We start from the raw sequence: 25,558 nt of genomic DNA on the forward strand, positions 1-25,558 counted from the left end.
AACCGAATGTTATGCGTTAAGCTATAACAGGCTCTAGTGAGCCTGTTATTTTTATTTTGAGGTGAGCTCATGTTACCGGTCGTCGCTCTGGTTGGTCGTGCCAATGTTGGTAAATCAACCTTATTCAATCGTTTAACCCGTACACGGGATGCGCTGGTCGCTGACTTTCCTGGTCTGACCCGTGATCGGAAATACGGCTCTGTCGAGTTCGAAGAATTGTCCTTTATCGTGGTGGACACCGGCGGTATCGATGGCGATGCCGAAGGCATCGAAGTGGAAATGGCTGATCAATCGCTGCGGGCGATTGACGAGGCTGATGTGGTGCTTTTTATGCTGGATGCAAGAGCTGGCCTTACTGCCGGGGATATTGGCATTGCGGATTATTTGCGTAAAGCACAAAAACAGGTATTTCTGGTTGCTAATAAAACCGATGGTCTGGATGCCGACAGTGCCATTGCTGAGTTTTACAGCCTGGGCCTGGGTCAGGTCTGGCCGATTGCAGCAGCCCATGGTCGTGGTTTATCGGTGCTATTAAACGAAGCGTTACGCCCACTGCTTGAGTTGCCTGAAGCGCCTGAGCAGGATGGAACTGAACTGGCCGATCCAGTGTCAGACGATGAGCAGTTGGCGGCTGAAGCCGAGGCGTTGGAAGACAAGCCAATCAAGCTGGCCATTATTGGTCGGCCTAATGTTGGTAAATCCACCCTGACCAACCGGATCCTGGGCGAGGAGCGGGTGGTGGTGTTCGACATGCCAGGTACCACCCGTGACTCCATCTATATTCCGATGCAGCGTAACGAGCGTGATTATATTTTGATTGATACGGCCGGGGTGCGGCGGCGCGGTAAGATTGACGATAAAGTCGAAAAGTTTTCGGTGATTAAAACACTGCAGGCCATTGAAGAGGCCAATGTGGTACTGCTGGTACTGGATGCCCGTCAGGGTATTGCGGATCAAGATCTTAGTTTGCTGGGCTTTGCACTCAATGCCGGGCGCTCGCTAGTAATTGCGGTGAATAAATGGGATGGCTTAAACGAAGGCGTTAAGGATGAAGTGAAGCGTGAGCTGGATCGCCGGCTTGGTTTTATTGATTTTGCCCGTTTGCATTTTATCTCAGCCTTGCATGGTTCGGGGGTGGGTAACCTGTTTGAGTCGGTAGAAGAAGCCTACCAATCGGCCACCAAGCGGATCAATACCTCCATTTTGACCCAGATTATGAAAATGGCGCAGGATGATCACCAGCCGCCTCTGGTGAATGGCCGCCGTGTCAAGCTCAAGTATGCCCATGCCGGAGGGTATAACCCACCGATCGTAGTGATCCATGGCAATCAGGTCAGTGCCTTGCCAGATTCCTACAAACGTTATCTGATGAACTACTACCGCAAAGCTTTGCAAATCATGGGTACGCCTATTCGCATAGAGTTCCGTGAAGGCGATAATCCTTTTGCGACAGAGAAAAAGCGGGTCAGTATGACGCCGAATCAGCAATACAAACGGGATCGGTTGCTCAAAGCCCGGCAGAAGCTGAAAAAAAGCTAGCATTTTTTCCCGCCAGACTTTGTTGCAACTCAGGCAGTTGCAACAAAGTGTTTCAGTCTACATAAAAGTTAACACTTCTTAATTATCCCCACCCGGCTGCATCTGCTACTTTAAAGGGTAATTTTTGCTCGAATAAAGGAAGCTATGATGAGCGCTTGGTTGAAAGCTGCCATTGCGGTGGGTGTGTTGTTGCTTGGCATTTTTGTGGTCGTGGCTATTGTCAGTACGGCTCCAAAGTCTCTTGAAGCCGATACCAGCAGGGCGCAAGCACCTTTGGTGCATACTCAGACTTTGCAACCCCGGGCACATCGCTTTGAAGTTCGGGTCTTTGGCGAAGTGCAACCCAAAGAAAAAACCCGTTTAACCCCCGAAGTCTCTGGTCGCGTTATTCGCATTCACCCCAATTTTGTTGCTGGTGGCGTCATAGCCAAAGGGGAAGTCATGGCGCAACTGGATGCTGCCGATTACCAGGCTGCCATGCTGTCAGCAGAGGCTGCTGTGGCAGCCGCCCATGCAGCACTGGAGCAGGAAAAAGCCCTGGCGCGGGTAGCTGAACAGGAGCTGCGCCATCTATCGCCTGGAGAGGTTTCAGCCCTGGGGCTGCGCAAGCCACAGTTGCATAGCGCGGAAGCGGGAGTGAAATCAGCGCTGGCAGCGTTACAAAAAGCCCAGCGTGACTTGGAGCGGACTCAAATTGTTGCTCCTTACGATGCATTGGTGATTAATCGCAGTGTTGGTTTGGGTCAGGTTGTGTCGGCAGCCACGGCTCTGGGTGAAATTTACAGTGTGGAACAGGCTGAAATCCACGTGCCTATTGCTGGCTTTGACACACGTTTTTTACCTCAGCCGGTGGCAGGTATACCTGCCCAGGTGCAGTTTGATGGTCATTATCGTCAGGCAGAGGTGGTGCGTGATTTGGGGGTGATCCATGGTCAAACCAGAATGGGCCATCTGGTGGTAGAAGTGGAAAACCCGTACAGCCTGAATCTTGATCAGCCGATGCTGCGCTTTGGCCAGTACGTTGAGGTCATACTAGCTGGTCGCACGCAGCAGGATGTGTTTGAAGTGCCGCAGGATGCGGTGCAAAACCAACATGTTTGGCTGCTGAACGAAGACAGTACCTTGCGGCGTCAACCCATCCAAGTCGTGCGGCAGGAAGGCAAAAGTGTGCTGATTGAGCAAGGCCTGCAAGCCGGTGACAAGCTGGTGTTGCTGGCTCCCAGTTTTCCTCAGCCAGGCATGCAGGTGCGCACTGAAAGCGATGGCAGCGAACTGGCGAAGGTGGAGTAAGGCATGGACCACATCGATCCGAAAAGAGGCATTATTTCCTGGTTCGCCAACAATCCGGTAGCTGCCAATCTGATGATGGTGTTTATTCTGGTGATGGGTTTTGTCACCTACAACAGCATTCAACGGCAGATGTTTCCGCAAGTGGAAGTGAACTATGTTCATATTAACACCACTTTTCGCGGTGCAGCACCACAGGAAATTGAAGAAGGGATCCTGATTAAGATTGAAGAAGCCTTGCAGGATATTGAAGGCATTAAACGCGTGCGCAGCTTTGCCTGGCGTGGTGGTGGCCGTCTAAGTATTGAGCTGGAGGTCGGTGAAGATATCAGCAGTCGTTTGGATCAAATCAAGCTGCGGGTCGATTCCATCGGCACTTTCCCGGCTGGTATGGAGCCCTTAACGATTTATCAGCTCGAGTGGCGTCAGCAGGCGGTTGAGTTGGTATTGACCGGCAGTGAGGACTCGCTGGAGTTAAAAGCCATGGGTCGGGAGATCCAAAACGAACTGTTGTTGCTGGAACAAATCAACTTTGTCAACTTTAACACCATGCCAGCCTGGGAAGTGGCAGTGGAAATCGCGCCGGAAACACTGCAACGCTATAACCTCAGTTTGCAGGATGTGAGCCGCGCCATTCGTAACTACTCCGATAATTTGTCGGCCGGTATGATCCGCAGTGAATCCGGCATGATCACTATCCGCTCGGAGCAGCGCGCTTACCGGGCAGATGAGTTTGCCCGTATTCCGGTTATTCTGGGCCCTCAGGGAGAGCGGGTCTTGCTCGGCGATATTGCCAGCATTCATGATGGCTTTGAAGAACGGGTCAATTACATGCGCAGCAATGGCCGTAATGCGGCCTTTTTACAGGTAGAAGCATCCAGTACCCAATCCTTACCGGATGTTGCCCGCAGTGTGCATCAATATCTGGCCTATAAAAATGAGCAGTTGCCGGATGGTTATCAGTTGGATGCGCTGGTCGATATGACCTATTACCTGAATGGCCGCCTGAACATGATGTGGAGCAATCTGTTGCAAGGCTCGGTGTTGGTGTTTTTGATGCTGATGCTGTTCTTGCGGGTAAAAGTGGCGTTCTGGGTGATGCTGGGCCTACCCATTGCTTTCTTAGGCGCCATTTGGATGATGCCATTTGCTGGCGTTACCATCAACATCGTTACCTTGTTTGCCTTTATCATGGTGCTGGGGATAGTGGTCGATGATGCCATTGTGATAGGGGAGAGTGCTTATCACGAGACAGAACAAAAGGGCCACAGTGTCGATAACATCGTACGTGGGGCCCGCCGGGTAGCCACACCGGCGACCTTTGGTGTCTTGACCACCATCGCAGTGTTTGCCCCCTTTATGTTTGGGCAGGGTATTGAAGCGAATGAATTTCGTAATATTTCCATCGTGGTGGTGCTCTGTCTGATTTTCAGCTTGATCGAATCCAAGCTGATTTTGCCGGCTCACCTGGCACACAGCAAAATTAAGCCGTTGGCAAAAGAACACTGGCGCAGCCGTTTCCAGCAAAACTTCCAGCAGTTTATTGAGCAGCGTTACCAGCCATTTTTACAGCGCTGCATCAATCAACGCTATGCAACGCTGGCAGCCTTTTTGGTCTTATTGATGGCCAGCATTGCCTTGATGGCTTCTAATCATCTGCGGGTGGTGATGATGCCACCGGTGCCACACGATTACCCAACCATTAGTTTTGAGATGCATCAAAATGCCTCTGAGCAGCAAACGCTGGAAAGCCTGCTGGCGATTGAAGCCATGATTTACCAGCAGGAAGAGCGGGTACGGGAAGAAACCGGTCAGCCATTAATCAGTGATGTGTTTGCCTTTTTAAACAGTCAAACCAGTGGCCAGGTAGTGGTGACGCTGGTGGCTGAAGATGATCGGCCATTCAACGCCTTCACCTTATCCAGACGCTGGCGTGAAGCTATGCCGGAATTGCCCGGTGTCCGTTTGATCCGGGTGCAGGATGATGTGATGAGTATGGGCGGGCAAAATAATCTGGAGTATCGTTTGTTTGGCCGTGATATTGATCAACTGAACCAGGCAGGCCTTGCCCTGATTGCTGATCTGGCCAAAATTCCCGGTGTGTTTGATTTAAGTTCTACTATTGACTCTGCCGGCAAGGAATTGAATTTACAGCTAAAACCGGTAGCGTACCAGTTGGGGTTAACACCGGCTGATGTAGCCAGCCAGGTAGGTTCCGGCTTTTATGGTCTGGAAGCGCAGCGGATGATCCGTGATGGTGACGAAGTGCGGGTGATGGTGCGTTACCCTCGTTTGCAACGTGAGCAAATCGGCGCGCTGGATTACAGCAAAGTTCGCTTGCCATCCGGTGATTTTGTGCTGCTAGGTGATGTAGCCGAGCTGGTAGAAACTCCCGGCATCTCCCGTATAAACCGCGAGAATGGTTTCCGTACGGTGCGGGTATCCGCCAATGTCGATCAGGCTCAGGTCACCACCTCTGAAGTAGTGCGGCTGGTTCGCGCTGAAGTGATGCCGGAGCTGCTGGAGCGTTTCCCTGGGGTGCGTACCGAGCTGGGTGGTCAGATTGAAGAGCAGCAACGTCAGCGCGATCAGATGTTCCTGTACATGATTGCTGGCTTACTGATGGTCTATATCTTGCTGGCCATTCCGCTAAAAAGCTACAGTCAGCCATTGATTGTGATGTCAGTGATCCCGTTCGGCATGATAGGTGCTGTACTGGCGCACTTTGTGCTGGGTATGAATCTGTCGCTGTTTTCTTTCTTTGGCATGATTGCGGCTGCCGGGGTGGTGATCAACGACAGCCTGGTACTCACTGATTACGTCAACCAGTCGCGACGGGAAGGCTTATCGGTGGCCGACTCGGTGATGCGGGCTGGTAAAATGCGTTTTCGGGCTATTTTACTGACCTCCCTGACCACCTTCTTTGGTCTGGTACCGATTATGTTTGAAACCAGCCTGCAGGCACAGTTTGTCATTCCGATGGCGGTGTCCTTAAGCTTTGCGGTGCTCTTTGCTACCTTAATCACCCTGGTACTGGTACCTTGCCTGTACTTAATTCTGGAAGATGTGAAACGCCCCTTCAGGGCACTAAAGCGACGCTTGTTTGGGACTCCTGCGGTCGGCGCAGCAGGTCAGTAACGGTTAGCGTTCGATAGCAGTCACTTCTGCGACAAAAGCTCCCTGGGCCAGTTTGGTGCGAACCGACTGGCCTTTTTTTAACTGGTTGCTATCGGTCAGCACTTTATTTTGTTCATCAAAACTGATGCTGTAGCCCCGTGCCAGAGTAGCCAATGGACTGACGGTATCCAGCCGGGCAAGGAGCAATTGCCAGCGTTGCTGATGTTGCTGCAGTTGTTGCTGCATGGCCCGGTGCAATAACCGCTGCTGCTGGTTCAGTTGTTGTTGATGCTGCTGCAGCTTTTTGGCCGGTGACAGTGCACTGAGCTGACGGCTCAGGCTGGCCTGTTGCTGCTTGAATTGCTGCAAGCGCTGCTGTAACCGGCGCAGCAGTTGGCTGCCAAGCTCGTCCAGCCGCTGTTGTTGCTGTTGCAGTTGCCTCGAAGGGTGTCTGGCCTGCAGTCGCTGGGTCAGTTGTGCTACTTTGGGCGCAAAGCGCTGCAGCTGCTGGCGCTGCGCCTGCAGCAAAGCCCGCTGCAGCCGCTGCACCCGCTCCAGCAGATGCAGCTGATCGCTGGAAACCAGCTCAGCGGCGGCCGATGGCGTGGCGGCGCGGATATCGGCGACAAAATCACTGATGGTGACATCAATCTCATGGCCAACGGCGCTGACAATAGGCACCGGGCTTTTTGCAATCAGCCGGGCCAGTTGTTCGTCGTTAAAACACCAGAGATCTTCCAGCGAACCGCCGCCACGGCCAATAATAATGGCATCCACCTCGTTGCGCTGATAGGCCAGGCTAAGCGCCTGACACAGCTGAGCGACCGCACTGCTGCCCTGCACCAGGCTAGGGTAAATAATCACCTGCATGCCTGGCGCCCGGCGTTTGAGCACCGTCAGAATATCGCGGATGGCCGCACCGGTCGGCGAGGTCACTACGCCTAAGCGCTGAATCATGGCCGGCAACGGCCGCTTGCGTTCACTGGCCAGCAGGCCCTCGGCCAGTAAGCGTGCTTTGACTTGTTCAAACTGCAATTGCAGGGCACCACTGCCGGCATCTTCCAGCAACTCGGCCAGCAACTGGTACTCGCCCCGTGGTTCGTACACACTGATGCGGGCCTTGATCAGTACCTGCTGGCCATTTTGCGGTTTGATGCTGGCCATGCGATTGTTTTGGCGAAACATCGCCACTTTGACCTGGGCACCGCTGTCTTTTAATGAAAAATACCAGTGACCAGAGGCTGCAGCGACAAAGTTAGACACTTCTCCTTGCAGCCAGATGCGCTGAAATTGTTGCTCCAGCACCATGCGGACTTCGCTGTTTAAGCGGGATACGGTGTAAATGTCTTTGTTTTGCATGCTGATATCAGAAGTTTCCCGGCAGAAGTGGCTTACTCTACCACAAAAGTAAAAAATCGTTTGTTCCGAAGGCGAAAAAGCGCTAAAATTGCGCCGCAACATTCCTTTGGTTTTTCCCAAGAAGCGAGATTGTTGCGATGCTCAGGATCATGAAAGAAGCCCTTACCTTTGACGACGTGTTACTGGTTCCGGCGCACTCCACCGTACTACCCCATACTGCCGATTTACGCACTCAGCTGACCGACAGCATTCATCTGAACATTCCGATGGTGTCCGCTTCGATGGATACCGTGACCGAAGCCCGTTTGGCCATTGCACTGGCACAAGAAGGCGGCCTTGGTTTTATCCACAAAAACATGACCATTGAAGAGCAGGCGTCGCATGTTCGCCGGGTAAAAAAATACGAAAGCGGTGTGGTGTCTGATCCGGTCACGGTATCGCCGCAAATGACAGTCCGTGAAGTGCAGGCGCTGGCGCAGCAACATGGTTTTTCAGGTTTCCCGGTGGTGGATGCCAACCACAATCTGGTCGGTATTGTCACCGGCCGTGATATGAGCTTTGAAGCCAGTGCCGGCACCAAAGTTTCTGAACTGATGACACCGAAAGATCGCCTGGTGACAGTGAACGAAAATGCTTCCCGTGAAGAAGCCTTTAAGTTAATGCACCAGCACCGCATTGAAAAAGTGCTGGTGGTGGACGATGCCTTTAAATTAAAAGGCCTAATCACGGTGCGGGATTACTACAAAGCCGCCAGCAAGCCAAATGCCTGTAAAGACGAATTGGGCCGGTTGCGGGTGGGTGCTGCGGTTGGCGTGGGGGCCGGCACCGACGAGCGCATCGCCGCTTTGGTCGAAGCTGGCGTCGATATTCTGCTGATTGATACTTCGCATGGCCATTCGCAGGGGGTGATTGACCGGGTGAAACAAACCCGTGCTCAGTACCCGGACTTGCAAATTGTTGCGGGCAACGTCGCGACTACTGAAGGCGCCAAAGCGCTGGCGGAAGCCGGTGCTAATGCCGTCAAAGTAGGCATCGGCCCTGGCTCGATTTGTACCACCCGTATTGTGACCGGCTGTGGTGTACCACAAATCACAGCAATTGCCGATGCAGTCGAAGGGGTGAAGGGCACCAAGGTAAAAATCATTGCCGATGGCGGTATCCGTTTCTCCGGCGATGTCGCTAAAGCCCTGGTGGCTGGTGCCCATTGCGTGATGGTGGGCTCCATGTTTGCCGGTACCGAAGAGTCGCCGGGCGAAGTGGAGCTGTATCAGGGCCGTTATTACAAATCCTACCGTGGTATGGGTTCGCTGGGGGCCATGGCGCAACGACATGGCTCGTCCGACCGTTATTTCCAGGGCAGCGATAATGCCGAAAAGCTGGTGCCGGAAGGCATTGAAGGCCGGGTGGCGTACAAAGGCCCGATCGAGAACATCATTCACCAGCAAATGGGCGGTCTGCGCTCGGCCATGGGGCTGACGGGCAGTGAGTCCATTGAGGTGCTGCGCACCAAGCCACAATTTGTCAAAGTGACCTCTGCCGGTATGGGCGAGTCGCATGTGCACGATGTGCAAATTACCAAGGAAGCGCCGAATTACCGCATGGGGTAAAGGCTGCGTTTCACAGCGGCTGGCACTTGCCAGCCGTTTGCTTTCACAACGATTGGATTTAAAAAGGTCACTATGAGCAAAAACATTCATCTGCACCGCATTCTGATCCTGGATTTCGGATCTCAGTACACCCAGCTGATTGCTCGTCGCATCCGCGAGATTGGGGTTTACTGTGAACTCTGGGCCTGGGACGTTACCGAGGAGCAAATCCGCGACTTCAACCCAACCGGTATCATTTTATCCGGTGGCCCGGAGAGTGTGGCTGCTGCTGATTCGCCGCGGGCACCACAGTATGTATTCGAGGCAGGCGTGCCTGTGCTTGGCATCTGCTACGGCATGCAAACCATGGCCGAGCAACTGGGCGGTAAAGTATCCTGCTCCGATATGCGTGAGTTTGGCTATGCTCAGGTGGAAGTGATTGCTAAAAACCGCTTATTTGCCAACATCGAAGATCACATCAGTGCCAGCAATACCGCATTGGTGGATGTCTGGATGAGCCATGGCGATAAAGTTATCGAAATTCCACCAGGTTTTGAAACCGTGGCCCGCACCGATACCTGCCCGCATGCTGGTATGGTCGATGAAGCACGTCAGTTTTACGGCGTGCAGTTCCACCCGGAAGTGACTCACACCCGTCAGGGCCTGCGGATGCTGGAGCATTTCGTGGTCGATATCTGCTGCTGCGAAAAACTCTGGACCCCTGCATCCATTATCGAAGATGCCATCCTGCGCATTCGTGAGCAGGTTGGCGAGGACGAAGTGATTCTGGGTTTATCCGGTGGTGTCGACAGCTCGGTCACCGCCATGTTGCTGCACCGTGCTATCGGCGCACAACTGACCTGCGTTTTTGTCGATAACGGTCTGCTGCGCTTAAACGAAGCCAAGCAGGTGATGGATATGTTTGGCAACCACTTTGGTCTGAACATCGTCCATGTCAGCGCTGAAGATCGCTTCCTGGATGCGCTGGCCGGCCAGAACGATCCGGAGCAAAAGCGCAAAACCATTGGCCGGGTCTTTGTCGATGTGTTCGACGAAGAGTCGCAGAAACTGAAAAATGCCCGCTGGCTGGCGCAAGGCACCATCTATCCGGATGTAATTGAGTCGGCAGGTTCGGCCACCGGCAAAGCCCATGTGATTAAATCGCACCACAATGTTGGCGGCCTGCCAGAGCATATGAAAATGGGCCTGGTCGAGCCACTACGCGAGCTGTTTAAAGACGAAGTGCGCAAAATCGGCTTAGAGCTGGGTTTGCCGTACGACATGCTGTACCGCCACCCGTTCCCGGGGCCAGGCCTTGGTGTGCGGGTGCTTGGCGAAGTGAAAAAAGAGTACTGCGACTTGCTGCGCCGCGCCGATGCCATTTTTATCGAAGAGCTGCATAAAGCGGACCTGTACCACAAAGTCAGCCAGGCCTTTGCCGTATTCCTGCCGGTGCGCTCGGTCGGGGTAATGGGCGATGCCCGCAAGTACGACTGGGTGATTTCACTGCGTGCGGTCGAAACCATCGACTTTATGACCGCCCATTGGGCTCACCTGCCATACGATATGCTGGGCAAGGTGTCTAACCGCATCATCAATGAAATCGACGGCATCTCCCGCGTAGTCTACGACATCAGCGGCAAGCCACCGGCGACCATTGAATGGGAATAAGCCTTAGTAGCTAATACCTCAAACCCCGGTACGGATACCGGGGTTTTTTTATCTGTACAGCATAAGATGGTTTAATAAAGGTAAATTTAGAGAGTAAAAGTTACAGCTTGTTCATACGTAAAAAGTCAGTTAAATTGGTTACTTAGCAATGAATTGCTCGGTGTGTAAATTATCTCGTTTTTGAAAGTAATGCGCCTGAGTGAGTTTTAACTGCAAAGGTGTTTGTATTGTCAGCGAGTTTCGCTGAGCGATTTAATCATTGCGCACTGGTTTTGCAAAGGGATGTACGTTTAATACTATGAAGAAAACATTTCTGTGGGTTGGGCTTGGCCTGGCAGGTGGTATGGCTTTGCTGGCTTTTATAGGTGCAGTGATCCTGTTCGTGATGAATATGTTGAAAGGCGACGCATACGAGCTTTCGCTCAAGTCGGTGTCTGCCCATCCGCAAGTCATTGCTGTATTCGGGGAGCCGGTCAGCCCCAGCTGGTTTGTACTAGGCAGTGTGAATATCAGCGGCCCGGACGGTTCGGCCTCACTGGAATATAACATAAGAGGGCCTGAATCCTCTGGCACAGTGTATGCCTATGCCACCAGAGCTGCGGGTGAATGGTACCTTGATAGAGTCATTGTGCTGGAAGCATCGTCTGGTGAGCGAATTAATGTCTTAGAAGGCGACAAATAGATGTCCCAGAATTGGAGCTTAGGTTCTGGTAGAGCTGGTTTGCCAATGGGCGTACTATCAGGGTGGTGAAACCCGTGACTCTGGATAATAAAGCACGCTGACTTAGCAGCGATGTATAAAAGGAACTTAATCTTGAAAGCAACAAACTATTGGCTGCTTATGGCGGCTGCAGGCTCATTTTTGGCTGCACTTGCGCATCTGGGGTGTATTGTATTTGGTGGTGACTGGTACCGATTTTTCGGTGCCGGCGAGCAAATGGCACTTATGGCAGAGGCCGGCCATTGGCAACCCGCGGTAGTTACCTCCGGTATTGTGTTGGTATTACTGATTTGGAGCGCTTATGCGCTTTCCGGAGCTGGCGTCATTCGTCGTTTACCGCTGCTGCGCACTGGTTTGCTGTTGATAGGTGCTGTACTGCTGATGCGAGGCCTTGGTTTTGTAGTGCTGATGCCACAGTTTCCTGACAATAGCCTGATGTTTTGGCTGGTTAGTTCGGGCATCTGTTTAGTCCTTGCTGCTGGTTATTTGGTGGGGTTAAAGCTGCAATGGTCCACACTGAAAGTGCATCAGGCATAGCACTATGTTTTGGTCTGTATCAGCATTCATGTATGTGCCAAGTATCGACTTAAGTCATTGTAATTTTGGATGTTTTAATATGGAGGTCTTGGGTGCTTAGCCGTGAACAAGCGGAGGTTGCTGCTGAGGCACTGCTGAAGAGTAAGCGTCAGCAGTTGGCACGTAAACAGGCCAACCGGCAAAAGTGGCGACTGCGTCGCCATAGAATGGTTGCAAGTTTTATCGGTTTTATCATGGGCACTATACTGGGTGATTACTTTGCCGGGGATCCTTATCCCTGGAACTTGATTGGGCTGGCAATAGGTTTGGTGTTCGCACTGCTAGGGCAGCATTTCGGCCGGCCAGAGGATAAGCCGCGTTAGTTTGCTTTCCTGGCGAAGATCCCGGTTAATGCGCTATTGCTGATGCATGCACTCAATGGTTGATGGCAGCTCAGGCTCCCTTGCTGTACCATGCAGCCAGTTTTTGCAATCGAGGACACAGGGTATGAATACAACACAAGCCAATAATCCACTGCATGGACTTACTTTAGAAAGCATCTTAGTGCGGCTGGTTGAGCATTACGGCTGGGAACAGTTGGCAAGCTATGTACGGATCAACTGCTTTAAGCAAGATCCATCGGTAAAGTCCAGCCTGAAATTCTTACGTAAGACACCTTGGGCCAGAGCTGAAGTAGAGCAACTGTATCTGAAAACCTTCCAGTGATAACAAGGCCTGGCAGCTCAAAATTTATCCAGCATCTGCCGCTGATAATGCGAGGGCTCAATCTGCAGGCCCGCTTCTGCTATTTGTTGTTGCAGCGCATTGTCGGTCTGATTCAGCTCCGATAATACCAGCGTATTATCATCCAACTGCCAAATCAGCCGAGAGCCAGCGTAACTGAAAGCCAGTATGGTCAAGGCTGTAGGATCAAGCTGGTCTGCCGCTCTGCTAATGTGTTTTAGCTTGCGTTGGATTAGATTCAGTTCGTGTTTCAGATCCCAGATGTAGGCGACTTCAAAAAAGTAAGGGTGGCTCTTTAGCTGCTTTAGCGCAGCTCCAACCACCAGGCAGCCAATCAGCACACCAGTGGCATTGAGCCAGAAGTTGCCAGCACCAGGCTCTGAAAAGAGCTGAATTAGCAAGGTCGAGCTGCCCAGGCTAATGCCCGCCAGTGCCAGAATACTGGCTAGCATAATACGGTGCAGACGGCTGCGGTAGCGCTCTTTATTGATGGTTTTTAGTTGCATGGTTTTTAGCCCTGTCTCTGTAAAAAAGGCGGCACCAGGCCGCCTTCATTACTTATATCGCATTAACGCGGGCCTGGCTCGGCAAAACGCGTCATCCAGTCTTTGACCTGATTGTACCAGTAAATGGAATTGTTTGGCTTTAAGATCCAGTGGTTTTCATCCGGGAAGTAGATCATCCGCGACTCGACACCACGGCTTTGCAGGGTACGGAACAACTCAAAGCCCTGACCCACCGGCACACGATAGTCAAGCTGACCGTGGATCACCAGGGTGGGGGTGTTGAAGTTACCGGCAAAGTAGTGCGGTGAAATGGACTTGTAAATCTCCGGGTTGTCCCAGTAATGGCCAAAGCGGGTGGAGTGCACGGCAAAGTCGGCCGACATCTGTGAGTACATGTTGTAGACCGCAGCATGGATCAGCAGCGCATTAAACGGATGCTCCTGGCCCAGAATGATGGAGCTTAAGTAACCGCCATAGCTGGCGCCACCGGCCACCATACGCTCGTTGTCGATCCAGTCTTTTTCTTTGAACCAGTCGGCAGCGCGCAGTACATCGTACAGTGGGGCTGTTTTCCAATCCGGGTTGATGCTGTCGGCAAAGTCCTGGCCAAAGCCGCTGGAGCCGTGGAAGTTAGGCCAGGCGGTGACATAGCCCCAGGAAGAGAACGTCTGGGCATTCCAGCGGTAATGGAAACCATCGGTAATGGCGTTGTGCGGACCACCGTGGATCAGCAAAAACAGCGGGTATTTTTTGCTGCGGTCAAAACCAGGCGGGTAATGCACCCACATTTGAATGTCTTGACCGTTGTGGCCCTGGTAAGTGACGGACTCATAGGTACCCATATCGACATCGGCCAGCACCTCATCGTTAAAGCTGTCCAGTCGGGTCAGGTTGCCGTTGCGTGGGTTGATCCGCACCAGGCGTGCCGGGTACAGGAAGCTTTCGTTGGTGGCCACCAAGGTACCATTGCTGGCTATGGCCGGACGACCAAAGTTGGTAGCTGCCGTCACAGCGCGGACATTACCATTACGGGCATTGATGTGGTAAATCCGTGAGGTACCGGCATCATCAATGGCGGCATAGAAACCACGGCTGTCATGAGTCCAGCTGAAGTTGGACACCGAGCGATCCCAGTTGGTGGTAATTTCGCGCTCATTGCGACGGGCCAGATCCAGCAACACCAGGTTGGCAGTATCGGCATAAAAACCGTGAATGCGCTGGCGGGCAAAGGCCAGGGTTTTGCCATCCGGGCTAAACTGCGGGTTGGCATCCGGTGCTTCGTTGCCAGCGGTCAGGTTTTCGGCTTCGCTGCCGCCAATCCGGGCCAGGAAAATATCGATTTTGGCATCGACCTGGTTGTCCCAGCCGTTGGCGGTAAAGGCGATGTAACGCTCGGATGGGTCAATGTCGTAGCTGCCCGATCCCTGGCTGGAGCGTGGTAACTCAATTCCCAGCGGTTGGGTGATGGCTTCTACTTCGCCACCGGCGGCAGGAATACGAAACACATGGGCCTGACGGCGCTCATCCAGCCAGTGGTCAAAATGCGAGTAAGGCAGCGCATTCCACTGACGGGCCGAGGTTTTATTGTCTTTATCGGCTTTAAGCTGAGCGCTTATTTCATCCCAGCTCTGCTCCGGAAAGATACGGCTGATGAAATACAGATGCTGGCCAACCCATTTGATGCCATAAACACCAGTGGGTACTTCGGTCAGGCGCTGGGCCTCACCCGGACGATTCATTGGCAGCAGGTAAATCTGGCCGGCATCGTCTTTATGGCGTTGGCTGATAAAGGCCAGGGTGCTGCCATCCGGTGAAAAGGTGGCTTCGCTAACACGCAAGCCTTCAGCGGTAATGGGTCGCTTGCTGGAGCCATCAGCAGCGAACCACCACAGTTGGGTGTTGCCTTGATCGGCCGGCACATCAAAACTGGTCACTGGTGCAACAATGTGCTCACCCTTGGGCGAAATCACCGGGGCACCAATTCGCTTCAGCTCCCAGATGAGCTCGGCACTGAGTAGTTTTTGCTCAGCTAACACTGCCGACAGCGGCAGCAACCAGCACAGCAGCAGGATACCTAGTTTTCTCACAGGTTTGTCTCCTTGGTTGATCTTGGTATAGGTATTATTTTGCATCGCCAAGTATACTAGCACAGACACTGTGCTTAGCCGACACTGGTCGCAGCTGTGTTGGCTTCGGACGGATTTTAGTACTGTTGTGATACACTTTATCCAATGAACCCCTGGTATGAACGGGTGCCAGCCCCGGCCTTGCTGGTAGATATTGTCCTGGTGGTGCACGGCTTGATCGTGCTTTTTGTGCTGGGCGGCTTGCTGCTCACTTTGATCGGCGGTTGGCGCGGCTGGGGCTGGGTGCGCAATAGTACTTTTCGCCTGATGCAACTGGCGGTGGTGGCCGTAGTGCTGGTGCAAAGCCTGCGCGGCCGTTATTGCCCGCTGACCTACTGGGAGGTTGACTTGCGCCGGGCAGCCGGGCAAGAAGGTTTTGATGTTTCCTTCATCGAGTACTGGGTCTCCAACCTGATTTACTACGATGCACCCGGCTGGATCTTTACCCTGGGCTACTCGCTGTTCTTTCTGTTGCTGTTGCTCAGCTGGTACTGGCTGCCGCCTCGTATTGTGCAGCGTTGGAAAAGTTTGCAATTGGGTAACAAGCCGTAACAACTGTGTCTTGTCTGCCTGTGCTAAGATTTTCGTCAGCGTTGTTTGAAAGCACCTCGCTGCTTTATTCACCCGGGAGCGCGCAATGTCCTTTCATCCATTTGGATTTAGTCAGGCACAACAAGCCCAACTTGGCTGGCGCAGCTGGTTGCCAGCAATTCCTCTTCGTCCCTGGCTGGAGTGTTATTACCTGTTGCACCCCCAAAGCGGGCCACAATTGCACCGCATCTATCCGGATGGCGGCACAACACTGACTTTGCCGCTGCAGCAAGGCAGCATTCAGGCTTGTGCTTTAAGTTATCACACAGCGCAGAGCCGTCCAGCCTGGCAGCCTGGTGAGTGTTTTGGGATCCGCTTCACCCCCGGTGGTTTTTACGCTTTATTTGGCTTTTCCATGCAGGAGCTTGGGCAGCAAAGCAGTGCCTGGCTCACCAAGGAGCCAGTCTTTGCCACTTTGTGTGCCCAACTGGCAGAAAGTACTCCTCATTATGCGTCGGCACTGGATCGCTTTTTCTTGCAGCAATGGCGGCTCCGGGCACCGCAGATTGGCGTGGTGCAACTTTGGCAGCAGGCCGGCTTGCAAGCGCAGCAGGAAATTCGCAGCTTGCTGCAACAACAAGGGGTAGGGCGCCGCACGTTGGAGCGCCAGTTCCAGCTGCAAGTGGGGGTATCACCCGGCCAGTTTTACCAATGGCAGCGGCTAAAGCGAGCGCGCTATCTGCTCAGGAGCTGCCCAGAGCAGAACCTAACCGATATCGCTGTGGGGCTGGGCTATTACGACCAGGCCCATTTTGTCCATCAGTTTCGCCGGTACAGCGGTCAAAGCCCTGGTCAGTACCGGCAGCGTAAGTTGTCGCAATTATACAAGGCTGACTAAGTCAGACGGGCTAAGCTGCAGCGGCATAAAAAACTAAGGAGAACATGCTATGTCTGCATCTGCAAGCCGGTTATCAACCGCACAACTGTATCAACTGCAACCACAGCTGATGAAAAGCCTGCTGGCGCTGGGTGAAGCGGCGGCCCAGGCGCTGGAAGCCCCCCTGGTGCATCTGGTTAAGCTGAGGGTGTCCCAGCTCAATGGCTGTGCTTTTTGCATGCAGCTGCATGCAGCAGAAGCCAGAAAGGAAGGTGAAGCCCAGTTGCGTCTGGACTTGCTGGCTGCCTGGCGTGAAACAGAGTTATTTAGCATGCGGGAACAAGCCGCATTGAACTGGGCGGAAAGCCTGACCTTGCTGGCCGATGCAAAGGAAGTCTCTGAAGCTGTCTATCAACAGGCAAACCAGCAGTTTTCTGCCGAAGAGCTGGCCAGTCTGACGGCGCTGACGATAGAGATAAATGGCTGGAATCGCATCGCCATTAGTTTTTACGCCAGGATCCCACCGCGATAACAGCGCTAGGCAGTTCCGTTCAGCGTCTTAAGTAGTAAAAAGTGCTTGACCTCAATCTAACTTGAGGTTTTACAGTGCGATGCTGAGCCATTCGCCACCCTTGTCGAATGGCTTAGCGTCCAAACGACTGAGTAAATACCATCCACCATGACGAAAAAGGAAGCAGCGTGAGTCACTACATTGTCGAGGTAGAGAACCTCAATAAGGCCTACAAATCTGGCCATCAAGCACTGAAAGACGTAAATCTGCAGATCAAACAGGGAGAAATCCTGGCTTTACTGGGGCCGAATGGCGCGGGCAAAACCACTTTAATCAGCATCATTTGTGGTTTGGTCAATCCGGGCTCCGGCTCGGTGCGGGTCGCGGGATTTGATGTGATCAAAGACTACCGGCAAAGCCGGCAACGCATTGGTCTGGTGCCGCAGGAGCTGGTGGTCAGCATGTTTGAAACCGTCTGGAATTCGGTGGTGTTCAGCCGGGGTATGTTCGGCAAAGCCCGCAACGATGCCTATCTGCAATCGGTGCTGCAGTCACTGTCGCTGTGGGAGAAGCGCGACAGCAAGGTGATGGAACTGTCCGGTGGCATGAAGCGGCGTTTGCTGATTGCCAAGGCGCTGGCGCACGAGCCGGAGGTACTGTTTCTGGATGAGCCAACCGCAGGGGTGGATGTGGAGCTGCGGCGCGATATGTGGCGTTTGGTAGAACAGCTGCGCCAGCAGGGGGTGACCATCATTCTAACCACCCACTACATTGAGGAAGCCGAAGAGATAGCCGATCGGATCGGCATTATCAGCCGTGGCGAGGTGCTGCTGGTGGAAGAAAAACAGCAACTGATGACCCGGCTTGGGCAAAAACAGCTGATGCTGCAACTGCAACAGCCGTTGCCGCAAGTACCCGATAGCCTGGCGGCCTACCAGCTGGATTTATCGGAAGATGGCCTGATGCTGACCTACACCTACGATGGGGGCAGCGATCACAACCATGTCACCGAAATGCTCGGCGCCATCGAGCGGGCCCGGTTGGAGCTAAGAGATGTCCACACCAAACAACGCACGCTGGAGCAAATTTTTGTCAGTTTATTGGAGGAAGCGCTATGAATTGGTATGCGGTGAAAGCCATTTATTTATCTGAGCTGGCACGCACCTGGCGTACGCCCTTGCAAAGCATTGCCTCCCCGGTGCTTTCAACGTCGCTCTATTTCATTGTGTTTGGCGCGGCCATTGGCTCGGCCATGGTGTCGATCGATGGGGTGAGCTATGGCGCCTTCATTATTCCTGGCCTGATTATGCTGACGGTACTGACTGAAAGCACCTCGAACGCTTCGTTTGGTATTTACATGCCCAAATGGTCGGGGTCGATTTATGAAGTGCTGTCAGCGCCGGTATCGGCGGTGGAAATTGTGCTCGGCTATGTCGGAGCGGCTGCCACCAAATCGATGATCTTAGGCGGCATTATTCTGCTGACCGCCCGGTTTTTTGTCGATTACAGCATTATGCACCCTGGCTGGATGCTGCTGTTTTTGCTGCTCACCTGCATTACCTTTAGTTTGCTTGGTTTTATTATTGGCTTGCTGGCCGATGGCTTTGAAAAGCTGCAGGTGGTGCCGTTGATGGTGGTAACCCCGTTGGCCTTTTTAGGAGGTACCTTTTACTCCATCAGCATGCTGCCGGAGTTCTGGCAGAAGGTCACCTTGTTTAATCCGGTGGTCTATCTGGTCAGTGGTTTTCGCTGGAGTTTTTACGGCGTATCGGATGTGAATGTGGTTGTTAGTTTAAGCATGATTCTGCTGTTTATGCTGAGCTTTTTGCTGGTGATTGGCTGGATTTTTAAAACTGGTTACAAAGTGAAGGTCTAGTCTGGTTAGGGTAGGCCAGCCAAGGCTGGCCTGGTCTTATTACTCATCCACCACCATTTGAAAGCCACCGTAAATCAGCCGTTTGCCGTCAAAGGGCATCGGATTGGTGTCTTGCTGCAGCCGTGGGTCGGCCATCACTTTTGGCATGGCGCTGTTGCGTACTTCCTTGGAAGGCCAGAGGATCCAGGAAAAGGCCACCACTTCGTCCTCTTTGCATTGCACGGCTTTGGGAAAAGATGTCAGCACCCCTTCCGGCACATCATCGCCCCAGCACTCCACCAGTCTCAAAGCGCCGTGTTCTTTGAAGACCTGGGCAGCCGCACGGGCGTGTTGAATGTACTGTTCTTTATTGGCTGCAGGGATTGCTGCAGCAAAACCATCTACGTAGTTCATGACAAAGCTCCTTCATCTTTAGGGGGGAGTTGGCGGATGGGTCGGATCTCCACACTGCCAAGTTGTGCCGGCGGGATCTTGCTGGCCAGTTGAATGGCTTCATTCAGATCCCGGGCTTCCAGCAAATAAAAGCCCGCCAGTTGCTCTTTGGTTTCAGCAAAAGGGCCATCGGTGATCAGGGTTTCACCATCGCGCACCCGTATCGTGGTGGCCTGGCGGGTAGGCTGCAGCGCCTGGCCGGCGATAAAGTGGCCGCTTTGGCTCAGTCCTTCCACGCAGCGAATGCACTTTTGGTTTAAGTCATGCCACTCCTGTTCGGTCATGGCTTCGATTTGTTGCTCCTGGTAATACACCAGTGCCAGGTAGTTCATCTTAGTCTCCTTGGTCGCAATTGATGATCCAGCCGATGCCAAAGCGATCGGTCAGCATGCCAAAGCCTTTGGCCCAGAAGGTCGGGCCGAATGGCATTAATACCTGGCCGCTTTGTGCCAGTGCCTGAAACAGCGTTTGTGCTTTTGCTACCGTATCAAATTCCAGCTGGACGGAGATCCCCTGGGGGGCCTGGTACTGGCCAGGGGTCGCATCCGAGCCCATCAGGATGCGTCCGCCGATGTTGAGCCGGGCGTGCATGATGTTGTCTTGCCAGTCGACAGGCACATCGCCTGCCATCGGGCTGTCTTTAAACGGCAGCAACAGCTCGATTTCACCACCCAGCAGCTCGGCATAGCGCTGCATGGCCTCCCGGCAGGTGCCGGGGAAGGTTAAGTAGCTGGCCATGCTTACTGGCAGGCGCTCCATCTGTGCTGCCATCTGTTGATGCTTGGCCAGGCCGCTGCCAGGCTCAAAATCGCTGAGCTCGAAAAAGCGGCGCACTTCCAGTTGGGCACCTGCGTCTTCTTTTGGCCATTGGCTGGCCCAGGCCCGTGCTTCTTCCAGGCTATTGGCTTTAATAACGGTAAAACCGGCGATCAGCTCCTTGCTTTCAGTAAAGGGGCCGTCGCTTAGCACGACATCCTCTGGCTGGATATGCAGACGACAGCCTTCGCTGCTCGGGCGCAGCCCCTGGCCGGAGACAAAGACGCCGGCTTTTAGCAAATGGTTGTTGTAATCGGCCATGGCGCTTAAGACGTCATTGGAGGGCAGCTCGCCACGCTCGGTGGCGGTATCGGCTTTGCGGATAATGATGTAGTGCATAACAACTCCTGTCAGGCTTTAAGTGGTGGACTTACCCCTAAGTCGTGCCGATACCACCGATTTCGACAGGCGATGCAAAAAATTATTCGTCCGTCAGGGTTTTGAGTTGTTGCTGCAAAAAGCGCCGTTCAGGTTCCTGCTGCACCAGGGCCAGGGCACGCTGATAGGCGGTGCGGGCAGCCGCCATGTGGCCGGCACGGCGGTGCAAGTCGGCTTGGGCGGCATGGTACAGATGGTAATTCTGGATGGCTTTGTGGCTGCTCAGGGCGTCGAGTTCGCGCAGACCAGCCTCAGGCCCCTGACACATGGCGATGGCGACCGCCCGGTTTAACGCCACCACCGGGGAGGGCCATTGCTGATACAGCAACTGGTACAGTCCCTGAATTTGTTGCCAGTCGGTGCTGGCAAAGCTTTTTGCTTCGGCATGCACTGCGGCAATGGCTGCCTGCAAGCCATAGATGCCAGCCGGACCTTGGCGTAAAGCCAGTTGCAACCAATGCAGACCTTCGCTGATCAGCGGCTCTAACCAAAGCGATCGATCCTGCTGCTCCAACGTAATCAAGTCGCCATGGCTATCTTGCCGCGCATGCTGCCGGGCATGTTGCAGCAGCATCAGTGCCAACAGGCCATGCACCTCCGGCTCTGGCAACAACTGGGCCAACTGACGGCCGAGCCGGATGGCTTCATCGGCCAGCCGGCTATCGAGCAGCTGATCGCCGCTGCTGCTGGAGTAACCTTCATTAAAAATCAGGTAAATCACCTGCAACACCGACTGCAGCCGGGCTGGCAGTTCTTTGGCGGTTGGAATTTCATAGGGGATGGCGGCGGCTTTAATTTTCTGTTTGGCCCGCACAATCCGCTGCGCCAGGGTGGTTGGTTGTTGCAGCAAAGCCGCGGCCACTTGCTCGGTGGTCAGGCCGCACAGCTCTCGCAAGGTTAACGCCAGCCTGGCATCGGCAGATAACGCCGGGTGGCAGCAGGTGAACATCAGCCGCAATTGGTCGTCCTGGATATCGTTACTTTCCAGCTTAGGCTCTGCTTCCTCCAGCAAGGGCTGCTGGGCCGCGGCAAACTGGCGGGCGGTCTGGCGGCGGCGGATCTGGTCGATGCCCTTGCGCCTGCCGGTGGTAATCAGCCAGGCTACAGGGTTATCCGGCCAGCCGTCGGTCGGCCATTGCTGCATGGCGGCATAAAATGCCTCCTGCGTGGCTTCTTCGGCCAGCTCAAACTCGCCGAGCAAGCGGATTAAGGTGGCCAGCACCTGCCGGGCCTGTTGTTGATACAATTGCTCCAGCGATGGGGTTGGCACCTGGATTTCCTGTAGCAAGGCAAATTGAGCTAAAATGCTGCATCAGCCAGTCCGTGCTGTCAAATTAGCCAGCACTGATGTGCCTAAACGAGGAGTAACCATGCAGATTTGGGTCGATGCCGACGCTTGCCCTGCGGTCATTAAAGATATTTTGTACCGGGCGGCGGAGCGCACCAAAATCCAGCTGACGCTGGTGGCCAATCAATCGCTGCGGGTACCGGCGTCGCCTTATATTCGTTCGTTGCGGGTAGAGCAGGGCTTTGATGTGGCCGACAATGAAATTGTGCGGCGGGTCTCGCCTGGCGATCTGGTGATCACCGGCGATATTCCACTGGCCGCTGAAGTGCTGGCAAAACAGGGGCAGGCGCTGAATCCGCGTGGCGAGTTGTACCGGCAGGACACCATCGCGCAAAAGCTGACCATGCGTGATTTTATGGACACCATGCGCAGCAGCGGCATTCATACCGGTGGGCCGGCCAGCTTAAGTCAAAGCGATCGCAAAGCATTCGCTGCCGAACTGGATACCATTTTAAACCGCTACCAGCGCAGCAAACCGGCGTTATAGCCGGTTGATTTGCTCTTTTAATTGGTAGGATTTGTCGGTAACAATGCTTTCTAACGTGCTGACCCGCTCTTTCAGCCGCTTAATTTCGTCTTCCAATGCTTGTACATCGGCTTTGTTGGTGCGGTGTTTGTTTTTGCTGTAGGTTTCATAGGCCGAGTAAGCCAGGCCGCCAATGATGGCAATGGCTGCAATTTCAAAAGGTCCCATCTGTGTTGCTCCATGTTGTTTAATTCGACGAATCTGTATACTTACAAGTAAAGCAAAAAAGATACCAGAACTGAAAATATAATAAAATCAATGTCCTGCTACACTTTGCGTTAGTGTGAGTTCGTCGATATCGCAATATTTTAGTCTGTTTTACCACCTGCTGATGATAAACTAAAGCGTAAAATCACCGCAAAATGTAAACAAAGATGACCGACGAAGACTGGATGCGGCATGCGATGCTGCTGGCTGAGCGTGCCGAGCAACAAGGTGAGGTGCCGGTAGGGGCTGTGCTGGTGCAGGATGGACAGATTCTGGGTGAAGGCTGGAATCAGATGATCAGCCAAAGCGATCCTTCTGCCCATGCCGAAATGCAGGCCGTGCGTGAGGCGGCTACTGCCCTTGGCAATTATCGGCTGCTCGATACCACCCTGTACGTCACGCTGGAGCCCTGCAGCATGTGCGCTGGCATGCTGGTACATAGCCGTATCAAGCGCCTGGTGTTTGGGGCCAGCGATTACAAGACCGGTGCTGCTGGCTCCGTGATGGATTTGGTGCGTCATCCACAGCTCAATCATCAGTTGGAGGTAACTGGCGGTGTGCTGGCAGAAGCGTGCAGCGCCCAGCTATCGGCGTTTTTTCAAAAAAGAAGGCAGGAAAAAAAAGCAGCCCGGCAGCAGGCTGCGGATCAGGCGTCGCAGCAGGCTGGTGAGCCGGATTGAAGGGCATTGCTTTGTGCCTGGAAGTTGCGGCGGCGGCGATGCATCTTTAAGGTTTCAATACTGCGGTTGATACGACGACGGGTAGAGCTGACGTTTACAATGCGTCGTTTGCGTAGTTGCACTGGTTTTTTACGTTTAATCATAGGGCCTCCTTGGCCTGAAAATTGGGTCTATGTATGTAGTAGTGACTTTACGCTAAAGCTGCGTTGCTGGGTCACTTATTGCTGTATAGACAAGATGGCAGTATAACAAGTTCCGTGCTGGTCAGTGGTTGTTTTTTACTGCTGGCTGCTTGTAAGGCTTGGCGTTTGCCTCACCTTAGGGAGCTGGCCCCGAAGGTTAGCGAATGAATGCCCGGTTACGGCGTTAGTCTATAGTACTCTTGCTGCATCAGGCACGATTCAAAGCGTCCTGCCCATAGCTTTGCCTATTTTATTTTCCACCCGAATTTAGACTGCAGATTCGCAAGAAATACTGTTTGACACAGTTGGTTAGCGTTTGTATGGTTTGACAGAACCGTAATCTTGCTATAGCAAGTTACATATTCTGTAGATGTGATAATAACAACAAGGAACTACCCATGGAAAATCAAAGTCTGCAAGCAGCTAGTAACCAATTCATCAACAATGATGAAGTTAGTACTGGCGATTGGATGCTGACAATTTTTTTGTTAATGATTCCGATAGTCGGAATCGTTCTGCTTTTTGTGTGGGCTTTTGGTGGTGGTACAAAGCGCAGTAAAGCAAATTTTGCTAAGGCCAGTTTGATTTGGTTAGCTATTATAATTTGTTTTTATCTGATATTGGGCGCGGCAGTCCTGTCATTTATGTTTATGTGATTATCCCAGCTTCAATTCGGGACAGATGAAAACTAAACCCTATCTTTTCTGGGCCGGCCAGCTGAAATGAGCAGGCACTCATTGAGCATGAGATAAGAGAGCCCCGATATGTGTTTGTTGCAGGCTATCGCCTGCAACCATGATGACAGATGAAGCAGTCTATCTTGCTGATGGACAAAGGCCTGGCCGCTACCGCGGCCAGAAGAGCGGTTTTACCTATTGACTCCGAGTGGGCTCATATGCGTTAGCCGTTTTTACCAAACCTACTGTTTCGTTAGCATTAACCGACGCAAATCTCGCTCCGCACGCATAACAAAAAGAATACGAACCTTTTCATCATCATACTTGTAGAAAACACGACATGGATTTACAACTACTTCACGATAATTAAGGTGTTCTAGTTCTGGTGGGACGCGCCCAGACTCTGGAAAATCGGCCAAACGTTCAACTTTTGTAAAAACGGTTTGCACCAGTTGTTTAGCAGCCACGACATTTTCAAGTGCGATGTATTCAGCAATATCATTCAGATCGGATAGAGCCGGCTCCGTCCAAATTATTTCAACCATTTTGACATTCTGTCCTTAGCATCTTGATGGCTGACCACTTTGCCATCCGCTAAAGCTCGCTCGCCACGAGCAATGCCTTCGAGGATCGCTAAACGATTTTGCATAAATTCATAATCGTCTACATCAATAAGGTAAGCTGACGGCTTTCCGTGCTCAGTTATCAATACTGGCTCTTTCGTATCATGAAGATCGGCAAGGATCTTAGTGGCCTGCCGTTTTAGTGACGTCACAAGTTCTACTTTCATTTGAGCTGCTCCAAAGAAACACTAAAGTGATACTATTCTATCACTCTGAGCATGGCAAGTTTTCAAACGGCAACGCCCGCTTAAGGGGCTGACAACGCGACTACCAAGTTTCCGCATAATACTGAAGCCACCGAAACCAACGCATAATAAAAATGCCACGCGTTGGAAGTCCCTCTTGAAGCGTTTGATAATCATTGAGCCTTCTCCCCCAGCTTTACCAATTTGGCTAAGCTGGAAGGCGACGAAACCAAAAAGGAGAAGACCCAATGAGATTTTATACTACACAACATCCGTACTATTGTGGAATTGATTTGCATGCCCGCTCTTTGTCGAATTCTGGCGCTGACGATCCTCTATGAAGTCGGCGACATCGCACGCTTTAGCACGGTACAGGACTTTGCATCCTATAGCCGGTTGATTAAATGCAAAGCCGAATCGGCAGGTAAAAGCTATGGCACTCAAGGTAATAAAATTGGCAATGCCCACCTGAAGTGGGCCTTCGGTGAAATCGCCGTGCTGTATCTGCGCGGTAATGACAAAGCGAAAGCCTATTTA

28 protein-coding genes and 1 pseudogene are annotated in these 25,558 nt (G+C 52.8%); 18 read left to right on the forward strand and 11 right to left on the reverse strand.

Annotated elements, in window-relative coordinates; translation table 11 throughout:
* The first annotated feature begins 69 nt into the window (after positions 1–69).
* The 3 genes from der (at position 70) to QWF21_RS04285 (ending at position 5,964) form a co-directional block, all read left to right on the forward strand.
* Positions 70–1,539, forward strand: coding sequence for a ribosome biogenesis GTPase Der (der, locus tag QWF21_RS04275; RefSeq protein ID WP_330086800.1), 1,470 nt, complete (start codon positions 70–72; stop codon positions 1,537–1,539).
* Between the two features lie 147 nt (positions 1,540–1,686).
* Positions 1,687–2,829, forward strand: coding sequence for an efflux RND transporter periplasmic adaptor subunit (locus QWF21_RS04280; protein ID WP_330086801.1), 1,143 nt, complete (start codon positions 1,687–1,689; stop codon positions 2,827–2,829).
* A gap of 3 nt (positions 2,830–2,832) precedes the next feature.
* Positions 2,833–5,964, forward strand: coding sequence for an efflux RND transporter permease subunit (locus QWF21_RS04285; protein WP_330086802.1), 3,132 nt, complete (start codon positions 2,833–2,835; stop codon positions 5,962–5,964).
* Positions 5,965–5,967: 3 nt separating this feature from the next.
* On the opposite strand, the gene xseA is transcribed toward QWF21_RS04285, so the two are convergent.
* Entirely contained in the window at positions 5,968–7,302 is a 1,335-nt protein-coding gene (gene xseA, locus QWF21_RS04290; protein ID WP_330086803.1) for an exodeoxyribonuclease VII large subunit, read from the reverse strand.
* 137 nt (positions 7,303–7,439) lie between these two features.
* Here xseA and guaB point away from each other — a divergent pair, with 137 nt between their 5' ends.
* The 6 genes from guaB (at position 7,440) to QWF21_RS04320 (ending at position 12,522) form a co-directional block, all read left to right on the forward strand.
* Positions 7,440–8,909 (forward strand): IMP dehydrogenase, encoded by a 1,470-nt coding sequence (gene guaB / locus QWF21_RS04295; protein WP_330086804.1) that lies wholly within the window; start codon positions 7,440–7,442, stop codon positions 8,907–8,909.
* A gap of 72 nt (positions 8,910–8,981) precedes the next feature.
* Positions 8,982–10,559, forward strand: coding sequence for a glutamine-hydrolyzing GMP synthase (guaA, locus tag QWF21_RS04300; RefSeq protein WP_330086805.1), 1,578 nt, complete (start codon positions 8,982–8,984; stop codon positions 10,557–10,559).
* Positions 10,560–10,857: 298 nt separating this feature from the next.
* Positions 10,858–11,241 carry a cytochrome c oxidase assembly factor Coa1 family protein gene (locus QWF21_RS04305; protein WP_330086806.1) on the forward strand — a complete coding sequence of 128 codons (384 nt, stop codon included), beginning with the start codon at positions 10,858–10,860 and terminating at the stop codon, positions 11,239–11,241.
* A 129-nt stretch (positions 11,242–11,370) separates the two neighbouring features.
* Entirely contained in the window at positions 11,371–11,817 is a 447-nt protein-coding gene (locus QWF21_RS04310) for a hypothetical protein (protein ID WP_330086838.1), read from the forward strand.
* A gap of 92 nt (positions 11,818–11,909) precedes the next feature.
* Entirely contained in the window at positions 11,910–12,179 is a 270-nt protein-coding gene (locus QWF21_RS04315; protein WP_330086807.1) for a hypothetical protein, read from the forward strand.
* A 124-nt stretch (positions 12,180–12,303) separates the two neighbouring features.
* A complete protein-coding gene (locus QWF21_RS04320) occupies positions 12,304–12,522 on the forward strand; it encodes a VF530 family protein (RefSeq protein ID WP_330086808.1) in 219 nt (72 codons plus the stop codon).
* A gap of 17 nt (positions 12,523–12,539) precedes the next feature.
* Here the strand turns inward: QWF21_RS04320 and QWF21_RS04325 are convergent, their stop codons facing one another.
* Both QWF21_RS04325 and QWF21_RS04330 read right to left on the reverse strand, forming a co-directional pair.
* Positions 12,540–13,046: a DUF3087 family protein gene (locus tag QWF21_RS04325; RefSeq protein ID WP_330086809.1), complete on the reverse strand. Its 507-nt coding sequence runs from the start codon at positions 13,044–13,046 to the stop codon at positions 12,540–12,542.
* 62 nt (positions 13,047–13,108) lie between these two features.
* Positions 13,109–15,133: a S9 family peptidase gene (locus QWF21_RS04330; protein WP_330086810.1), complete on the reverse strand. Its 2,025-nt coding sequence runs from the start codon at positions 15,131–15,133 to the stop codon at positions 13,109–13,111.
* A gap of 144 nt (positions 15,134–15,277) precedes the next feature.
* Between QWF21_RS04330 and QWF21_RS04335 the strand changes: the two genes are divergently transcribed.
* From QWF21_RS04335 to QWF21_RS04355, 5 genes are all read left to right on the forward strand, one after another.
* The gene (locus tag QWF21_RS04335) at positions 15,278–15,724 is read left to right on the forward strand and encodes a DUF2784 family protein (RefSeq protein WP_330086811.1); all 447 of its coding nucleotides are present in this window, start codon (positions 15,278–15,280) and stop codon (positions 15,722–15,724) included.
* 85 nt (positions 15,725–15,809) lie between these two features.
* Positions 15,810–16,601 (forward strand): AraC family transcriptional regulator, encoded by a 792-nt coding sequence (locus QWF21_RS04340; protein ID WP_330086812.1) that lies wholly within the window; start codon positions 15,810–15,812, stop codon positions 16,599–16,601.
* 49 nt (positions 16,602–16,650) lie between these two features.
* On the forward strand, positions 16,651–17,112 hold the full coding sequence (locus QWF21_RS04345; protein WP_330086813.1) for a carboxymuconolactone decarboxylase family protein: 462 nt from the start codon (positions 16,651–16,653) through the stop codon (positions 17,110–17,112).
* A 167-nt stretch (positions 17,113–17,279) separates the two neighbouring features.
* Complete coding sequence (locus QWF21_RS04350) at positions 17,280–18,209, forward strand: ABC transporter ATP-binding protein (RefSeq protein WP_330086814.1); 930 nt, start codon at positions 17,280–17,282, stop codon at positions 18,207–18,209.
* Positions 18,206–18,967 (forward strand): ABC transporter permease, encoded by a 762-nt coding sequence (locus QWF21_RS04355; protein ID WP_330086815.1) that lies wholly within the window; start codon positions 18,206–18,208, stop codon positions 18,965–18,967. The genes QWF21_RS04350 and QWF21_RS04355 overlap by 4 nt, the downstream gene beginning before the upstream one ends.
* A gap of 39 nt (positions 18,968–19,006) precedes the next feature.
* Here QWF21_RS04355 and QWF21_RS04360 read toward each other — a convergent pair whose 3' ends face one another.
* The 4 genes from QWF21_RS04360 to QWF21_RS04375 form a co-directional block, all read right to left on the reverse strand.
* Entirely contained in the window at positions 19,007–19,360 is a 354-nt protein-coding gene (locus QWF21_RS04360; RefSeq protein WP_330086816.1) for a DUF1428 domain-containing protein, read from the reverse strand.
* Positions 19,357–19,731 carry a YciI family protein gene (locus QWF21_RS04365; protein WP_330086817.1) on the reverse strand — a complete coding sequence of 125 codons (375 nt, stop codon included), beginning with the start codon at positions 19,729–19,731 and terminating at the stop codon, positions 19,357–19,359. Before QWF21_RS04365 ends, QWF21_RS04360 begins: the two co-directional genes overlap by 4 nt.
* A 1-nt stretch (position 19,732) precedes the next feature.
* Positions 19,733–20,554, reverse strand: a complete 822-nt coding sequence (locus tag QWF21_RS04370; RefSeq protein WP_330086818.1) for a YciI family protein — start codon at positions 20,552–20,554, stop codon at positions 19,733–19,735.
* Positions 20,555–20,636: 82 nt separating this feature from the next.
* The gene (locus QWF21_RS04375; RefSeq protein ID WP_407935258.1) at positions 20,637–21,869 is read right to left on the reverse strand and encodes an RNA polymerase sigma factor; all 1,233 of its coding nucleotides are present in this window, start codon (positions 21,867–21,869) and stop codon (positions 20,637–20,639) included.
* Between the two features lie 94 nt (positions 21,870–21,963).
* Here QWF21_RS04375 and QWF21_RS04380 point away from each other — a divergent pair, with 94 nt between their 5' ends.
* Positions 21,964–22,428, forward strand: coding sequence for a YaiI/YqxD family protein (locus tag QWF21_RS04380; RefSeq protein WP_330086820.1), 465 nt, complete (start codon positions 21,964–21,966; stop codon positions 22,426–22,428).
* Here the strand turns inward: QWF21_RS04380 and QWF21_RS04385 are convergent.
* Complete coding sequence (locus tag QWF21_RS04385; protein WP_091345439.1) at positions 22,423–22,635, reverse strand: hypothetical protein; 213 nt, start codon at positions 22,633–22,635, stop codon at positions 22,423–22,425. The genes QWF21_RS04380 and QWF21_RS04385 overlap by 6 nt on opposite strands.
* Before the next feature lie 206 nt (positions 22,636–22,841).
* Between QWF21_RS04385 and tadA the strand changes: the two genes are divergently transcribed.
* Entirely contained in the window at positions 22,842–23,354 is a 513-nt protein-coding gene (tadA, locus tag QWF21_RS04390) for a tRNA adenosine(34) deaminase TadA (protein WP_330086821.1), read from the forward strand.
* Here the strand turns inward: tadA and QWF21_RS04395 are convergent.
* Positions 23,321–23,497 (reverse strand): hypothetical protein, encoded by a 177-nt coding sequence (locus tag QWF21_RS04395; protein WP_330086822.1) that lies wholly within the window; start codon positions 23,495–23,497, stop codon positions 23,321–23,323. The two genes, tadA and QWF21_RS04395, sit on opposite strands and share 34 nt — an antisense overlap.
* A gap of 437 nt (positions 23,498–23,934) precedes the next feature.
* Between QWF21_RS04395 and QWF21_RS04400 the strand changes: the two genes are divergently transcribed.
* Positions 23,935–24,192, forward strand: a complete 258-nt coding sequence (locus tag QWF21_RS04400) for a hypothetical protein (RefSeq protein ID WP_330086823.1) — start codon at positions 23,935–23,937, stop codon at positions 24,190–24,192.
* A 263-nt stretch (positions 24,193–24,455) separates the two neighbouring features.
* Here the strand turns inward: QWF21_RS04400 and QWF21_RS04405 are convergent, their stop codons facing one another.
* Complete coding sequence (locus QWF21_RS04405; protein WP_000229324.1) at positions 24,456–24,758, reverse strand: type II toxin-antitoxin system RelE/ParE family toxin; 303 nt, start codon at positions 24,756–24,758, stop codon at positions 24,456–24,458.
* Positions 24,746–25,003: a type II toxin-antitoxin system Phd/YefM family antitoxin gene (locus tag QWF21_RS04410; RefSeq protein WP_000861987.1), complete on the reverse strand. Its 258-nt coding sequence runs from the start codon at positions 25,001–25,003 to the stop codon at positions 24,746–24,748. Before QWF21_RS04410 ends, QWF21_RS04405 begins: the two co-directional genes overlap by 13 nt.
* Before the next feature lie 327 nt (positions 25,004–25,330).
* Here QWF21_RS04410 and QWF21_RS04415 point away from each other — a divergent pair.
* Positions 25,331–25,558, forward strand: a pseudogene (locus tag QWF21_RS04415) (IS110 family transposase); the annotation flags it as partial.

The sequence above is a fragment of the Alkalimonas mucilaginosa genome (assembly GCF_036327005.1).
In the GTDB taxonomy this organism is placed as follows: Bacteria; Pseudomonadota; Gammaproteobacteria; order Enterobacterales; family Alteromonadaceae; genus Alkalimonas; species Alkalimonas mucilaginosa.

Coding starts and splice junctions, on each gene's coding strand:
- der (WP_330086800.1), top strand. CDS start 70: ATGTTACCGGTCGTCGCTCTGGTTGGTCGTGCCAATGTTGGTAAATCA.
- QWF21_RS04280 (WP_330086801.1), top strand. CDS start 1,687: ATGAGCGCTTGGTTGAAAGCTGCCATTGCGGTGGGTGTGTTGTTGCTT.
- QWF21_RS04285 (WP_330086802.1), top strand. CDS start 2,833: ATGGACCACATCGATCCGAAAAGAGGCATTATTTCCTGGTTCGCCAAC.
- xseA (WP_330086803.1), bottom strand. CDS start 7,302: ATGCAAAACAAAGACATTTACACCGTATCCCGCTTAAACAGCGAAGTC.
- guaB (WP_330086804.1), top strand. CDS start 7,440: ATGCTCAGGATCATGAAAGAAGCCCTTACCTTTGACGACGTGTTACTG.
- guaA (WP_330086805.1), top strand. CDS start 8,982: ATGAGCAAAAACATTCATCTGCACCGCATTCTGATCCTGGATTTCGGA.
- QWF21_RS04305 (WP_330086806.1), top strand. CDS start 10,858: ATGAAGAAAACATTTCTGTGGGTTGGGCTTGGCCTGGCAGGTGGTATG.
- QWF21_RS04320 (WP_330086808.1), top strand. CDS start 12,304: ATGAATACAACACAAGCCAATAATCCACTGCATGGACTTACTTTAGAA.
- QWF21_RS04325 (WP_330086809.1), bottom strand. CDS start 13,046: ATGCAACTAAAAACCATCAATAAAGAGCGCTACCGCAGCCGTCTGCAC.
- QWF21_RS04335 (WP_330086811.1), top strand. CDS start 15,278: ATGAACCCCTGGTATGAACGGGTGCCAGCCCCGGCCTTGCTGGTAGAT.
- QWF21_RS04340 (WP_330086812.1), top strand. CDS start 15,810: ATGTCCTTTCATCCATTTGGATTTAGTCAGGCACAACAAGCCCAACTT.
- QWF21_RS04345 (WP_330086813.1), top strand. CDS start 16,651: ATGTCTGCATCTGCAAGCCGGTTATCAACCGCACAACTGTATCAACTG.
- QWF21_RS04355 (WP_330086815.1), top strand. CDS start 18,206: ATGAATTGGTATGCGGTGAAAGCCATTTATTTATCTGAGCTGGCACGC.
- QWF21_RS04360 (WP_330086816.1), bottom strand. CDS start 19,360: ATGAACTACGTAGATGGTTTTGCTGCAGCAATCCCTGCAGCCAATAAA.
- QWF21_RS04365 (WP_330086817.1), bottom strand. CDS start 19,731: ATGAACTACCTGGCACTGGTGTATTACCAGGAGCAACAAATCGAAGCC.
- QWF21_RS04370 (WP_330086818.1), bottom strand. CDS start 20,554: ATGCACTACATCATTATCCGCAAAGCCGATACCGCCACCGAGCGTGGC.
- QWF21_RS04380 (WP_330086820.1), top strand. CDS start 21,964: ATGCAGATTTGGGTCGATGCCGACGCTTGCCCTGCGGTCATTAAAGAT.
- QWF21_RS04385 (WP_091345439.1), bottom strand. CDS start 22,635: ATGGGACCTTTTGAAATTGCAGCCATTGCCATCATTGGCGGCCTGGCT.
- tadA (WP_330086821.1), top strand. CDS start 22,842: ATGACCGACGAAGACTGGATGCGGCATGCGATGCTGCTGGCTGAGCGT.
- QWF21_RS04395 (WP_330086822.1), bottom strand. CDS start 23,497: ATGATTAAACGTAAAAAACCAGTGCAACTACGCAAACGACGCATTGTA.
- QWF21_RS04400 (WP_330086823.1), top strand. CDS start 23,935: ATGGAAAATCAAAGTCTGCAAGCAGCTAGTAACCAATTCATCAACAAT.
- QWF21_RS04405 (WP_000229324.1), bottom strand. CDS start 24,758: ATGGTTGAAATAATTTGGACGGAGCCGGCTCTATCCGATCTGAATGAT.
- QWF21_RS04410 (WP_000861987.1), bottom strand. CDS start 25,003: ATGAAAGTAGAACTTGTGACGTCACTAAAACGGCAGGCCACTAAGATC.